Source organism: Gardnerella sp. DNF01151 (assembly GCF_049244235.1).
Taxonomy (GTDB): Bacteria; Actinomycetota; Actinomycetes; order Actinomycetales; family Bifidobacteriaceae; genus Bifidobacterium; species Bifidobacterium swidsinskii.
The window spans coordinates 291,495-305,619 of sequence record NZ_CP058389.1 but is presented as its reverse complement, the minus strand read 5'-3'; the positions used below and the strand labels follow the sequence as shown (position 1 = coordinate 305,619).

Here is a 14,125-nt window from a genome sequence, read left to right as displayed (position 1 = left end):
GCTGGCCTGACACATCAATTTCAGGAATTTTTAATTCCGCCAACGGTCTGTGGTTTACGTTGGGTAAGTCTAATACGCCGTTAGGACAATGTCAAGCGAAATACTATAGAAATAAAAAAGAGGGCATGTAATTTACATACCCTCGAATTTTTTAATTTTTACTTTTATATTTTATGTTTCACAAGTTCACTACTTGCAAAATGCGCCTTACATTAAATGCACATTTTACAGCACTGCATTAGCAACGAAATCAAGCAAGAACAGCAAGGAAACAATCCAAAGCATTGGATGAACTTCCTTAGCACGCTTCTTGCAAGTCATAACTAAGCAGTACATGATGAAGCCTGCAGCGATGCCGTAAGAAATGGAGTAAGAGAACGCCATAAATACGGCAGCAAAGAATGCAGGAATTGCTTCGGAAATATCGTCCCAAGCAATTTCCTTCAAGGAGCTTGCCATCATGCAACCAACAACAACAAGCACGCCTGCAGTTGCTGCAGCAGGAACTGCAGAAGCAAAAGGCGCAAGAACAATAGAAAGCGCGAAGCAAATAGATACAACTACGGAAGTCAAACCAGTGCGACCACCGGCACCAATACCAGCAGCAGATTCTACATAAGTAGTGGTGTTAGAAGTACCGCAAATTGCGCCAACAGAAGTAGCAATAGAATCAGCAAACAATGCACGATCCATCTTGGAGCTAAATCCGGAGCCGTTTTCAAGAGCCTTTTCGTCAGCCTCAGAGAAGATACCTGTACGACGGCCAGTACCAATAAAGGTGCCGAGAGTGTCAAAAGTATCCGACATTGAGAATGCGAAAATAGTTACCAACACAAGCGGCAAACGAGCAGGATCAGCAAACAAAGATGCAAAACCCTTATCGCTAAAAATAGCACCGAAAGTAGTTGGAAGCTGAGCAAAAGCGTCAGTAATAGACACTGCATTGTTCAAAGAAGTCAATCCCAAAGGAATACCAATTAAAGAAGTTGCAATAATTGTAATAAGCAAGCTTGCGCGAACTTTAAGAACTGTAAGAACAATAGCAAAAAGAAGTCCAATAAGGAATAACCAAAGCACAGGGTTATTCATAACAGCAAGACCTGGAATAGCAGCAGTTGGTTTACTCTTTGCAGCGGCGGCAGGATCCTTGGAAGTAAAAGTAATCAAGCCAACACTCATCATGCCCACATAGGCCACAAATAAACCAATGCCACCGCCGATTGCTTGTTGAAGTGAAGTCGGGATGGCACGAATAATCATTTTACGAATCTTGGTAACGGTAATAATAATGTTAATTAAACCGCACAAGAACACCATGCACATGGCCTCTTGCCAAGTAAAATGCAGGCCGAAGCAAACTGTGTAAGTAAAGAATGCGTTAAGACCCATGCCAGCAGCCTGTGCGTAAGGTACGTTAGCAAACAAGCCCATAACAAGGGTACCAATGATTGCTGCGATGATTGTAGCGAGGAAAACGCCACCTTTAGGCATGCCAGTTTGGCTTAAAATCATTGGATTTACGACGATAATATACGACATTGCGAAGAATGTAGTGAGACCTGCAGTGATCTCCGTTGATACATTCGTGCCGTTTTCTTTGAGATGGAAGAACTTTTCCATATACTCTCTGTTCCTTGGTTTACAAGCGCAAAAGACCAGAAAAGCGCGGCGAAAGCACTTGAGCAATCGCGTACGCAATTACATTTGGGCATTCACGCAGAGGTTACTGCGACTCGTCGAATGAACGAAGGCATCACAAAATCTCACATAAAATTATGAAAATTGCGAAACCTTTGAACAACCGAACAGCTCTGACCTTACGCGCACGTGCTGACCAAGGAAATACACCGAAATCAAAGAAGTATATAACAACTCAGCCAAAACGACCGGAAATATAACGCTCAGCTTCAGCATTGCGCGGATTGTTGAACATAGTAGTTGTGTCTGCAAAGTATTCCAAATGCCCCGGCTGACCTACAGCTTTCAAATTAAAGAATGCCGTGTAATCCGCAACACGCGCAGCCTGCTGCATGTTGTGAGTCACAATCACAATCGTGTAGTCACGCTTAAGCTCATTAATCAAATCTTCTACAGCCAATGTAGAAATAGGGTCAAGAGCTGAGCAAGGCTCATCCATAAGTAAAACTTGCGGATGCACAGCCACAGCCCTAGCAATGCAAAGTCGCTGCTGCTGACCGCCAGAAAGACCAATACCCGGCTTATCTAAGCGATCCTTAACTTCATTCCACAAGTTCGCGCCTCGTAAAGCCCACTCAACTAAATCGTCAGCATCACTCTTAGCAATTTTGCGATTATTCAAACGAACTCCAGCGAGCACGTTTTCTCGAATAGACATTGTTGGGAAAGGATTTGGACGCTGGAAAACCATGCCAACATCGCGGCGGACAGCCACAGGATCCACGTCTTTACCGTATAAATCGCGGCCTTCAAGAAGCACTTGACCTTCTACTCGCGCGCCAGGAGTGATTTCGTGCATGCGGTCTAAAGTGCGCAAAACTGTTGATTTTCCGCATCCGGAAGGTCCGATAAAAGCCGTCACTTTATTTGGCTCAATATTAATATTTACATCTTCTACAGCAAGAAAATCACCATAGTAAATATTTAAGTGCTTCACATCAATTCGCTGACCCATTTTATGCTCACTTTCTAAAAATTTAATTCGCTTTGCTTTGTTTTATTTTGCTTTGCTTTAACTCACTTTATTTAAGATTTACTTCGCTTTATTTCGTCTTTACAGAAAACACTCGAGCCACAACTCGCCCCAAAATATTTAGCAACAACACCAACACAATAAGCGTTAAAGCTGCAGCCCACGAGCGCTCCATCGGAATTGACGTTACACAAGAAGCCGGCGCATTAGCTGGACAATTCGCAGAAAGTTTGGAATATTCTTGGTAAACGTACACCGGCAAAGTCGTCATTTGCCCATCAAATAAATTGAGATTCGTGGAAGCAATAAAGCCTGAAGCCATAAGAAGTGGCGCAGTTTCGCCAATAACGCGCGCAACCGCAAGAATACAGCCAGACACAATTCCCGGAAGAGCAGTGCGCAAAACGATTTTTGTAATTGTGCGCTGCTGAGTAACTCCCAAAGCAAGAGACGCCTCGCGCAAATCGTTAGGCACGATTTTTAGCATTTCTTGAGAAGACTTCACAACTGTTGGAATCATAAGAAGTGAAAGAGCCACAGATCCTTCAAAACCATTGATTGTGCCAGGACCAGCAAGAAGAGCAAACATAGAAAATGCAAACAATCCAGCAACAATAGACGGAATACCACTCATAACGTCAACAAGCAGATTAATTATGCGCGAAATTTTGTTTCCGCGAGCATACTCAACCAAATAAACAGCACACATTAAACCAATCGGAATTGAAATAACCATAGCTCCTAGCGTTATTTCAAGAGTTCCAATAATCGCGTGCAAAATTCCGCCGTAACCGCCAGTTCCAGTAGCATTTCCGCCCACAACGTAAGTCATGTTATGAGTGAGAAAATCAAAATTTAAACGCTTAATACCATTGATAATGGTTGTTAAAAGCAAAGAAATAAGCGGAATAAGTGCCACAACAAAAGACAAGAAAATCAGCACGCGCATAAGCATGTCTTTACGTTTGCGCGCAGCTATGTGTGAGCGAGTTGGGCGGAATTTGTTGAAGTCAATAACCGGAGCTGCAGAATTTTCTGCGCGATTTTCTACGCAATTTTCTGCGAAGACTTCAGCACCTTCGTTAGATTTATTAATTTGATGCTCCATTTATGCGCCCGCCTTTCCGGTAATTTTGCGAGCAATAAAGTTGACTGCAAAAGAAATAACGAACAAAACTAAGCCGGTTGCAATAAGCGCACTTACGCCAAGTCCGTTCGCTTCCGGATACTGTGCTGCAATATTTGCGGCAATAGTTTGATTTTGAGAAGCCTTGAAAATATTGATACCAAAAGTAAATCCAGGAGACAAAATCATCAAAACTGCCATCGTTTCACCCAAAGCACGGCCCAGCCCAAGCATAGAAGCCGACACAATACCAGACTTTGCAAACGGCAAAACAGCTAACTTAATCATCTCCCACTTCGTAGCGCCGAGCGCAAGCGCACCTTCCTGCTGCAAGCGAGGAGCCTGCTGGAAAATATCGCGAGCCATAGAAGTAATAATCGGCAAAATCATCACAGCCAAAACTAATGCAACCGTAGCAGCAGAACGAGAAGGATTAGCCGCCGGACCAGAAAATAGCGGAATCCAGCCAAAAAGTTTAGAAACCCAATCCCAGAAAGGATACATAGCTGGAACCAAAACCAATCCGCCCCACAAACCATAGATTACGGACGGAATCGCAGCAAGCAAATCAATTACTCCACTCAAAAGCGGAACAATTTTTTTAGGCGCATAATACGAAATAAACAGAGCAATACCAATTGCCACAAAAAATGCGAACAGCAGCGCGAGCGCAGACATAAGCACTGTGCCAAAAATAAGCGGAGCCACATAGCTTATAAAATCATGCGCTTTACCACCAGTAAAATCAGCAAACACATGACTTACTTGATTGTGATTTCCACTTAATAACGGCAAAGCACGAAACAGCAGAAATACTGCAACTGCTGTAAGAACAAGCAAAATTAGCATGCCACAGCCTGCAGCCACGCCTTTAAAAAGACGGTCTGCAAGATGAGTGCCAACATAATTTTTGCTATTGCTCTCAGAAATTTGAGCAGTTTCGTTTGCACTATTCGCAACTGCTTTCGCATTTTTCGTAGAACTCAATCATTCTCCTTTATAACCGATACGTTCATAATATCAGTTTGTAAAGTTTTTACTTTCCTGTTTTAACAGACTTAATCGATGCGTTAATTTTGCTTACCAAATTTTGTGGAAGTGGAGCCGTTCCAGCAGCAGAAGAAGCAGCATTCTGCCCTTCCGCGCTAGTTACGTAGCTAAGCCAAGACTTCACAAATCGAGCAGTTCCAGCATCTTTATAAACCGGGCAAGCAATATCGTAAGAAACTAACACAATTGGATAAGCACCCTTAGATTGCGTATTGTGATTAATTTTCATAACAACGCGATTAGGATATTTTGCAGAAGCGTCTGCGTCAATTTCAGAATCAGCTAAAGTTTTAGAAGCAGCTTCCGGAGAAATCTCATTGTAAGTATCCCCCACCTTCACTGCAACAGTACCGAGCTTACCGACCTGTGAAAAATCAGCGTAACCAATCGCACCATTTGCCATGCGAATAGTAGATACAACGCCCGAAGTGCCCTTTGCACCTTGACCGACACTATTCGGCCAGTTTTCAGAAAGATCATATTTCCAATCGTCCGGAGCAGCGTCTTTCACATAGCTTAAGAAATTCTGCGTTGTACCGGACTTATCGGAGCGGTGAACAACAGTAATCGGGGTGTCTGGAAGCTTTAGCTTAGGATTCTGCTTCTTGATATCGTCATCATTCCAGCGCGTAATTTTTCCGTCGAAAATTTTAGCAATCGTCGAAGCGTCCAAATTAATATGCTTGCCAGCATCCGAAACACCTTTAAGGTTGAAAATAATCGCAATTGGTGAAACATACACGGGCACATCGAAAGCCGTAGTTCCATGAGCACAAACCGACTTAGACTTTTCAACTTCGTCGTTACTCAACGCTTTGTCTGAACCAGCCCAAGCCGTGGCACCAGTCATAAAAGTGGTAACGCCAGCACCAGAACCAGTAGGATTGTAAGCAATTTTTGCACCCGAATTTTTAGATTGGAATCCTGCAATCCACGCTTCCATTGCAACCTGCTGGGAAGAAGCACCCGAGCCTTGGAAATTGCCGGAGATCTTAGTGTTTTGCGAACCTGACGCATTGGAATTATCAGCAGGAACATTGTCTCCGCAAGCAGCGCAGGTTGCACACAAGCCGAAAGTTAGCGCCGCCGCAGCAATACTGCGGAACTTAAGTGCGCTTTTAGTCGTATTAAATTTATTCATATTTGACTTATTCATATCGTTACGCATATTCTTCTTTCCTTTCGCGAAGAATTGCCTTGCGCCCCACCACATTTTCGCGTTCCTATAGCCGTATTGCGAATTGGGCGCATTTTCTTAATTAATCCCTATCTTTTTTTATTAACGCAACCATCGTAAACAGGTGGGTAAAACCTCACCGGCAAAAATAAAGTGGGTACCAAAAATGGCGGTATTTGGTGCTATATTTAACGCGACTTAAGCAAAATGAAGGTCGGCGACCACATCAGCGTGTCGAAATGCTACAAATTGCGAAGAATATTTACCGTAATTTTTGCAGCAGTGTCCGCATACTCGGAAATATCAAAAGTGTGAAAATCCTCGTATTTTGTATCCGCATTATCGCTCATTGCGCGCACAACAAGTGCAGGAACGTCGTTACGAGCAGCCACATGCAAGACTGCTGCGCCTTCCATTTCCACAGCATCCGCTTGAGTAGCTGCAATTACCTCCGCTACTTTTTCTGGCGAATCAACAAAATATCCGCCGGATGCAATAGTGCCAGCGATATGCGTGATTTTCATATCGGTAAGCACTTTACTAGCTACTTTAAGAAGATAATCATCCGAATTAAATTCGCTTGCAAATGGCTTCCATTGACCGATTAAGCGCATATCGGTATCGAGATATTTTACAGTTTTTCCAAGAACAACATCGTTCGTATGCAAATTTTTATTAAGATTTCCTGCAATACCAGAAAAAATTACGACTTGAGGGTTATATGCGTCAATAAGATATTGCACAGTTGCAGCAGCATTAACCAGACCCATTCCGCCAACAGTAGCCGCGACTTCGATTTTACTGCCATTCGCCGAGTCAAGAGTGCCGCAAGATACATCAAGACTTGCAGAGTGATCGTGAGTCACGTTTTCAAGCGCACTGGCAATATGCGCAACTTCTTCCTCTAAAGCACCAACAACAGCGACTTTCGTAATTTTCTCAGTACTAGGCATTAGCAGAATCATCCTTTTTTACTTCGCTACTTACGCATTTATCGTTATTCTTAACCAAAAACACGCATACTAAAGTCATAATAACAAAAGTCAAAGTCGCAATTTTCAGCAATGCTCCGCACGTAAAATCAAACCAAGGATTCACAACAGGAACATTGAAAAACGCAATAATTTGATTCTGCAGGGCAAGAAAAGCGAAAAATCCGGCTATAAGCAATACACAAACTAAAGTGCCAACAATGCGACGCCATCCGTTAGCAAAAACAAGCAAAGCAATTCCAGTTACAAACGGCATAAAAACGCTAAACCACAATGCAGAAAACGTAACAAGCGTATAACCAGCACTATGCGTGCCACGATACCATGCAAAAGCCAACAAAATAACACCAGTTGCAATCAAAGCTAACAATATATAACGCACCACCGGTAGTGCTTTACACATAAAACCTTTATTCGCATTATTCCCATTATTCGCTTTATTCAAGTCTTCGTTATACATTTCAACACACTCCCTTGTACGCAAAATATAATGCAAAAATAGGCGGCAAATACAGTAAGGAACATAAGCCAAGTAGAAATTAATTGAGATTATCTTACTACAATCTCTAAGCTCTAAGCTCTACGGCGAGTTGCTACAGATTTATCTAAAATTCTTAGCAAATTGGCAGTATCTTCCCAAGAAATACAACGATCCGTAATAGACTTCCCATATTCAAGTTCGCTAAGAGGAGCAGGATCCTGATTACCACCCTGTAAGAAGCTCTCCATCATCACGCCCTTAATACCCTGCTCACCCGCAGCCAAACGATCCGCAATCTCACGCACAACCTCAATCTGGCGACGCTCATCCTTGCCAGAATTACCATGCGAGCAATCCACAACAACACCATGCGAAGCCATGCAACCAGTACCCAAACGCAAACGAATTGAAGCCACAGCAGAAGCAACCGACGCAGCATCATAATTCGGCCCCTTACTAGATCCGCGCAAAACCACGTGACAATCAGGGTTGCCAAGAGTCTGCACAGCACAAGCGCGACCAAGATGATCAATACCAAAGAACGTATGATGCTGGCTCGCAGCTAAGCAGCCATTTACAGCCGCAGAAACAGAACCATCCGTAGCATTCTTAAAACCAACCGGCATAGAAAGACCACTAGCAAGCTGACGATGAATCTGAGACTCAGTATTACGCGCACCAATCGCACCCCAGCTCACAGCATCCGCAATAAACTGAGGGCTGGTCGGCTCCAAAAATTCAGTAGCAGCAGCCAAACCAGCATCCAACACGCCGAGCAAAGTCTTACGCGCAAGCAACAAACCCTTATGAATATCATGCGTTCCGTCAATATCCGGGTCGTTAATCAAACCCTTCCAGCCAAGAGCTGTGCGCGGCTTTTCAAAATACACGCGCATAACAATAAGAAGCTCATCTTCAAGCTCCGAACGCAACTTAGCTAAACGACTCGCATAATCAAGAGCAGCCTTAGGATCATGCACAGAACACGGGCCAACAATAACCAACAAGCGATCATCTTCGCCATTCAAACAGCTACGAATCTCATCGCGCGACTCAGCAACAATATCCTGCGCATACGGCGACAATGGCAACTCACCAAGCACCTGAGCAGGAGTTGGCAAAGGCTCCAGCTCAAGCACGCGGCGGTTTATTATGCGATCCACACCAACCTGGTCTTCCCAGCGCTGAAACTTCGCGGAATTAAGAGGGTTACGCCCCTCCTCAACTTCCTTCTTTACCGCGCGAGAAGTACGCTGCTCAGCTGTAGAAGCCATTTGTCACCATCCTATAAAAACTGTGCTTGGTGCGATCGGTGGGTGCGAGGAGAGAATCAACCTAACTTGGTGGGGTCGGTGTACGCATCTTGAAATAAAGATGCGTGCACCGCCGAGCTTGCGTTGAAAGCACAACCACATTTGATGTGGTCGGTGCTTGCATCTTGAATAAAGATGCAAGCACCGCCGAGCTCACGCGAAAAGCACACTGTGCTTTTCGCAATAGTGAGCGCGGCGCTTTGGAGTAGCTTAAGCGCCCAATGCGCTTAAGCTAAGCCAAAGCGCCCATTGGATCCCACGCCGGTAATACGATTGCTGGTTCTTCTAGGGCTTTGCGATATTCTTCCGGAAGCAGATTCTTCGGCACTGCAACTTCGTACACATACTCGGTAAACCAGTCGTCACTCATCGTAAAGTAACCCTTATCTGCAATATCAGTGCCCCAAGAGTTCTCTACGCGCCAACGGCGAGTAGTCGTACCATCATCAGCAACATCCACACCAGCAAAAGCCATAGCGTGATTCATCGCAGAATCAGCAAAACGCACACGCGCTTCCTTATCCAAATCAAAATCAACGCCATAAACGCGACCATACTCGAACAAATCAGTAGCCCAAGCGCCATTCTCGCGATCCATCATAGGATGGCAATCGGCACCAAACCACACTGGAATGCCCTTCTCAACCAAAATCTTACGCACGCAATCCTTCATAAACTGGTTTGGCACGTTCAAATATTCGGTTGCGTCTCCGCCAGCAACATTACCCAAATGCTCAATAGCAATCTTCTTGCCCTTAGGATGTTCAGCTCGAGGATCGTCAACCAAGCACACATAATCCTCAAGACCAGCATTCACGTACTTCTTCCAAAACTCAACTGGCGTAATCTCACCATCGCGATGGAACTTGCCGTCGCTATCAGTCCACTCCCAATCGAAGCTCTTAGGTGGCTCACCCAAGTGAATTGTCAAAATCCTGTGACCTGCAGCAGTAGCATCCGCAATAATCGCATCAATTTCAGTGGCATTCGCATACATATGAGCAACAGCAGTATGCAAAAGCGCACGCAACTGCGTATTCATAGCACCAGTATTCTTAGAAGAAGCAGTTTCTGGGAACAAATCCTTAGGAACAGCACCATACTTCTTGTAAACATTCATAGCCATGGTCCACTGGCCGCCATCGCCCATAACGTCATGCAACAAATGCTGAATCAAACGAGAATCTGAAGGCTCACCTGCACGCACCAAAGCAGCAACATCCTTCAAGAAGTAGTTAATTCGCTCAAGCTTGTCGTAGTACATCGCATAGTTTTGAGAAAACTCAAATTCCTTCAATCCAAGGGATTTCTTCGCAATGAAACGAGCCACGTTCAACGAACTAAACAGCCAGCAACGGCCAGAACGATCCTGATGTGTTGCATCTCCGTTATCAACAATGGTAGAAAAACGACGCTGCAATAAGCGCGCACGATCATAATTACGCGCGACTTTATCAATACCAGCAGCAGTCACACCATTCATAGCTAAACGGTTTAAAGGATTTGCGTCAAAATCCTCACGCAAACCTTGTAATTTTTCATCAGTTAGAGCAGTGATTTCAGTCACAATGCTACCTTTCCTGTTAATTATCAATATTTATTTCAAATATTTATTCAAATACCAGCACATTCTAGCGTACGATGTTTAAGCCAATCTACAAATTTTACAATATTTTCTTTATTGATTATCTGTGTCTTGGTCTTCTTGAGACTCGTTAGCTTCTTCAGATTCAGCCAACGCAGCTTGAACATCTCGCTGAGCCTGCTTCGCATCTGCAGAAGATTGAGCATCCGACGAATCCTCATTATCGTCAGAAGCTTGCGCAACTTGTTGGTTTTGTTGAGCATCCCCAAAATCAAATCCAGAGAAAGCATTCGCAAACAGCGAACGCAATTCCGTAACGCGCTGCGTAATAGTTGCCTCACGATGCTGCAATTGGGTTAATCGAGTCGTCATGCCATCAAGCTCTTGCTGCGCTGCAGCTCTACGCTCTTCAACCTGAGCAGTTGCTTCCTGCATAGCTTTGCGCACAATATCAGCAGCCTGACTATCCGCAGCCTGATGCGTTTGCGCTGCATATTCGTCAGCTTCTTGATGAACAGTTTTTGCGCGAGCAACCAAAGCATCTGCTTCTTCCTGAGCTGCTCTTTCTTTCTCTTTCAAACCAGAAAGCAAGGCATTGACTTTCTTTGTAGCTTCCTCCTGTTGAGCAGCAATATCTGCTCGAATCTGCTCAACTTCTGCACTAACTTGGCTTAACGTACGCGTGCGTTCAACTTGAGCATCATCTGCAATTTCTTGAGCTTTAGCAGCAGCAGCATCCGTAATTTCGCCAGCTTTGCGCTGTGCGTCAGCCATCATCTTCGAAGCGTGTTCGCGCATATCAGCAAGCTTTTTATTTGCTTCTGCAAGAGCAGATTCAATCTGATCGTTTGTTTCAGCTTTAGCACGTGCAATCTCTTCGTTTGCAGCCGCACGCTGCTCAGCAATTTTTTGCGCAGCTTCCGACTTAAGTTGCGAAATGCTGCTTTCTTGCTGAGCGCGCTCAGAAGCCATGCGCTTCGTATGTTCTTCTTGAGTGTTTTGTAAAGCTAATTCTGCAGCGTCTTTTTGAGCTTGCACATCTTTAGCAGTAGTATCGCGCAAACGTGCAGAATCTTCTTGTGCAGCTTGCATAAGTTGTGTCGACTTTTGCGTGGCATTGGAAAGCATTGTGTCTGCTTTAGTTTGTGCTTCTTGCATTAAATGTGCAGCATCCAGTTTTGCATTGTTCAGCAAAGTTCCAGCTTGTGCTTGTGCATTCTTTTTAATTGATGCAGCATCTTGCTTAGCGCGCTCAAGCAATTGAGAACTAGTCTGCTCTGCAGATGCCAGCAATTGTTGCGCATTTGCACCTAAGGATGCAAAAGTATTTCCGCTTTTTGCACGTTTTACATTATTTTTTTCTTCTTGCAATTGCGCTTGTAATTGCAAAATTGATTCATCGCTTGAACGCACTTGTTCACGCAGACGAGAAATAGTACGCTCATAGTTTGCAAATGCTTCATTTACCTTGTCTTTATCGTACCCACGCAACGCGGTTGGAAATAAATCAGCCACCATAATATTCCTTTCACAAGCCCCCACACAGCTGCACAAAACGCTGTGCTACACCATCAGAATCAACGCTATCACTTACAAGCAAAAAACACTCGTGTGTTGCGCACGTTTTTGCTAAGCTCACACAACTGCACTTACTACCTAGCTCAAATACAGTAATGTTTATATAGCATATGCGATTATTTGTCGCGAATTACTAAAGCAAGAAGTCTACCTTCATGCGATTTTCCAGCTAAACTAGCACGTCGATGAGAATACCATAGCGGATTTTCCAAAGTGCACATTGGGTTTTGCAAATTTTGCAAACGTTCCGGCAAAGACTCGCCTTCCCCATCTACTTCGCAAATCGCGCGCAATTCCTCATCTTCCTGCAAATATTGCGTAGCTGCAGTAACTCTTGGCAAAGCGTCAACAATATTCGCAACTCCTGCGAGCGCTAAATCAATGCGTGCAGCTTCAGCAATATCAATACCAATTCCACCGAAACGCGTTTTTGTTACAGTTTGCGGATAACGTTTTTCAAAATCGCGCGCAATACTCTCACCAACTTCGTAGCAATCTCCACAAATACACGGACCGAGCACTGCTTCTATACGAGAACGCTCAGCTCCCTTTTCGCACATTGCTTCGATGACAGCATCAAGCACTCCAGCCATCAATCCTTTTCGTCCACAATGCGCTGCAGCGATTACTCCAGCTTCGTCGTCCGCAAGTAAAACTGGCAAACAATCTGCAGCAAACATTCCTAATGCAAGCGAGCACGCAGTTGAAACTTGCGCATCTGCTTCAATTCTCAATTGCGAATCCGCAAAACCTGTTGCATCAAAGCCGTAAGAAGTATTCCATGAATCTACTACACTATCTGCGTCAAATACTTCTCTGCTATGAACTTGAGCAACAAGCGACAAGTCAGCTTGCAAAGCTTTTTGTAAAGCTGCGCGATTGCTTGCTACAGCCTCCTCACTATCTCCTGCGCGTCCGCCTAAATTAAGTGAAGCAAATAAGCCTTCAGAAATTCCACCCAATCTAGTAGTAAAAACTGCATGAGTGCGAGACCCTAACGGCACTGGAATGGTTACAGGAATTGGCGTACCGTCCTCATCTTCGTGCGGCAATGGCATACCAGTTACGCTTGTTTCTTGCATTTTATTGTTTTCTTTCAGCCTAAATAAGCCAATTCTTCATTGCTTAATTGCAAATCAGAAGCTTTCAAACTATCTAAAATTGTAGCTGGTCTGTGAGCTCCAGGAATGACAAATATGTGATCGCCTTTAGCGAGCTCCCAAGCCAAAACTACTTGCTGATAACTTACGTTATGATCTTCAGCAACTTTGCGGAATGGATCGAAAAGATGCTCGTCATAAGGATGACGGAATCCACCTAATGGACTCCAGCAAACAAAAGCAATTCCAAGCTTTTCGCAATATTGCAACGTATCTTCATTCTCTAAATGAACTGGAGAATATTGATTTTGTACTGCTACTAGCTTTTCTCCTAAAATGTTGCGCGCAATATCGATTTGCTCCACAGAAGCGTTAGAAATACCGATTTCTCGAGCCACACCTTCATCAAGCAACTCTTGCATTGCTTCAATAGACTCATTGTATGGAACTTCTGGATCTGGCCTGTGGAAGTAAAGCAAGTCAATAGTGTCAACGCCTAGAGCCATTGCAGACTCTTTGGCATGCGCAATCAAATGCTCTGGCTTACCATCCTTACCCCACGTTGGTCGCCCGTCAGTAAAGTTACGGAAGTGACCGACTTTAGTAGCAACCAAAATAGAAGATTTGTCGCCTTTCCAGCTTTCTAAAGCCTCACGAACAAGCTTTTCGCCAGTTTGTTCTTCACCACCAGAGCAGTAATATGCCCAAGCTGTGTCAATATGCGTACAACCTGCATCAAGAGCTGCGTGAATTGTTTCAATTCCCATATCGTGACCAAGATTGTTTTCTATTGTCAATGGCATTTCGCCAAAACCAATAGCGGTTGTATCAAACGAACCTAATGCGCGATGCATAACCATATTTCACCCCTATTTTGTAAGTTTTATATTTTTCGTAAGTATTTATTATTGCATTACGCTACTTTACGCAGTCACAATATTTTACTACTTTTTATATTTTATTTTATTGCACAGATTGCATAAAACATTTAAATAGCTATCTAAAAGAAATGCCTCCAAACGCAAACGCAGCTTGAAGGCATTTCTACGAAT

The 14,125-nt window shown here is 44.0% G+C and carries 12 protein-coding genes; all 12 read right to left on the bottom strand.

Annotation, left to right across the window (positions count from 1 at the left end; genetic code table 11):
• Nucleotides 1–225: 225 nt before the first annotated feature.
• Nucleotides 226–1,620, bottom strand: a complete 1,395-nt coding sequence (locus tag HXT37_RS01310) for an NCS2 family permease (protein WP_421779605.1) — start codon at nucleotides 1,618–1,620, stop codon at nucleotides 226–228.
• A gap of 253 nt (nucleotides 1,621–1,873) precedes the next feature.
• Nucleotides 1,874–2,653 carry a phosphate ABC transporter ATP-binding protein PstB gene (gene pstB / locus HXT37_RS01305; protein ID WP_004109757.1) on the bottom strand — a complete coding sequence of 260 codons (780 nt, stop codon included), beginning with the start codon at nucleotides 2,651–2,653 and terminating at the stop codon, nucleotides 1,874–1,876.
• An 88-nt stretch (nucleotides 2,654–2,741) separates the two neighbouring features.
• A complete protein-coding gene (pstA, locus tag HXT37_RS01300; RefSeq protein ID WP_004109758.1) occupies nucleotides 2,742–3,779 on the bottom strand; it encodes a phosphate ABC transporter permease PstA in 1,038 nt (345 codons plus the stop codon).
• Nucleotides 3,780–4,727: a phosphate ABC transporter permease subunit PstC gene (gene pstC, locus HXT37_RS01295; RefSeq protein WP_100066732.1), complete on the bottom strand. Its 948-nt coding sequence runs from the start codon at nucleotides 4,725–4,727 to the stop codon at nucleotides 3,780–3,782.
• A gap of 106 nt (nucleotides 4,728–4,833) precedes the next feature.
• Entirely contained in the window at nucleotides 4,834–6,060 is a 1,227-nt protein-coding gene (pstS, locus tag HXT37_RS01290; protein WP_102703337.1) for a phosphate ABC transporter substrate-binding protein PstS, read from the bottom strand.
• A gap of 206 nt (nucleotides 6,061–6,266) precedes the next feature.
• Nucleotides 6,267–6,977: a 5'-methylthioadenosine/S-adenosylhomocysteine nucleosidase gene (mtnN, locus tag HXT37_RS01285; protein ID WP_012913804.1), complete on the bottom strand. Its 711-nt coding sequence runs from the start codon at nucleotides 6,975–6,977 to the stop codon at nucleotides 6,267–6,269.
• Nucleotides 6,970–7,476 (bottom strand): hypothetical protein, encoded by a 507-nt coding sequence (locus tag HXT37_RS01280; protein ID WP_102703336.1) that lies wholly within the window; start codon nucleotides 7,474–7,476, stop codon nucleotides 6,970–6,972. Before HXT37_RS01280 ends, mtnN begins: the two co-directional genes overlap by 8 nt.
• A gap of 113 nt (nucleotides 7,477–7,589) precedes the next feature.
• A complete protein-coding gene (locus tag HXT37_RS01275; RefSeq protein WP_064621722.1) occupies nucleotides 7,590–8,771 on the bottom strand; it encodes a 3-deoxy-7-phosphoheptulonate synthase in 1,182 nt (393 codons plus the stop codon).
• Nucleotides 8,772–9,042: 271 nt separating this feature from the next.
• Nucleotides 9,043–10,377: a C1 family peptidase gene (locus tag HXT37_RS01270; protein ID WP_103013784.1), complete on the bottom strand. Its 1,335-nt coding sequence runs from the start codon at nucleotides 10,375–10,377 to the stop codon at nucleotides 9,043–9,045.
• Between the two features lie 111 nt (nucleotides 10,378–10,488).
• Nucleotides 10,489–11,913, bottom strand: a complete 1,425-nt coding sequence (locus HXT37_RS01265; protein ID WP_033888563.1) for a cell division protein — start codon at nucleotides 11,911–11,913, stop codon at nucleotides 10,489–10,491.
• Nucleotides 11,914–12,089: 176 nt separating this feature from the next.
• Nucleotides 12,090–13,055, bottom strand: a complete 966-nt coding sequence (locus HXT37_RS01260; protein ID WP_116431943.1) for a polyphenol oxidase family protein — start codon at nucleotides 13,053–13,055, stop codon at nucleotides 12,090–12,092.
• Nucleotides 13,056–13,069: 14 nt separating this feature from the next.
• Nucleotides 13,070–13,933 (bottom strand): aldo/keto reductase, encoded by an 864-nt coding sequence (locus HXT37_RS01255; protein WP_076002605.1) that lies wholly within the window; start codon nucleotides 13,931–13,933, stop codon nucleotides 13,070–13,072.
• Nucleotides 13,934–14,125: the final 192 nt, after the last annotated feature.

Coding starts and splice junctions, on each gene's coding strand:
- HXT37_RS01310 (WP_421779605.1), bottom strand. CDS start 1,620: ATGGAAAAGTTCTTCCATCTCAAAGAAAACGGCACGAATGTATCAACG.
- pstB (WP_004109757.1), bottom strand. CDS start 2,653: ATGGGTCAGCGAATTGATGTGAAGCACTTAAATATTTACTATGGTGAT.
- pstA (WP_004109758.1), bottom strand. CDS start 3,779: ATGGAGCATCAAATTAATAAATCTAACGAAGGTGCTGAAGTCTTCGCA.
- pstS (WP_102703337.1), bottom strand. CDS start 6,060: ATGTGGTGGGGCGCAAGGCAATTCTTCGCGAAAGGAAAGAAGAATATG.
- mtnN (WP_012913804.1), bottom strand. CDS start 6,977: ATGCCTAGTACTGAGAAAATTACGAAAGTCGCTGTTGTTGGTGCTTTA.
- HXT37_RS01280 (WP_102703336.1), bottom strand. CDS start 7,476: ATGTATAACGAAGACTTGAATAAAGCGAATAATGGGAATAATGCGAAT.
- HXT37_RS01275 (WP_064621722.1), bottom strand. CDS start 8,771: ATGGCTTCTACAGCTGAGCAGCGTACTTCTCGCGCGGTAAAGAAGGAA.
- HXT37_RS01265 (WP_033888563.1), bottom strand. CDS start 11,913: ATGGTGGCTGATTTATTTCCAACCGCGTTGCGTGGGTACGATAAAGAC.
- HXT37_RS01260 (WP_116431943.1), bottom strand. CDS start 13,055: ATGCAAGAAACAAGCGTAACTGGTATGCCATTGCCGCACGAAGATGAG.
- HXT37_RS01255 (WP_076002605.1), bottom strand. CDS start 13,933: ATGGTTATGCATCGCGCATTAGGTTCGTTTGATACAACCGCTATTGGT.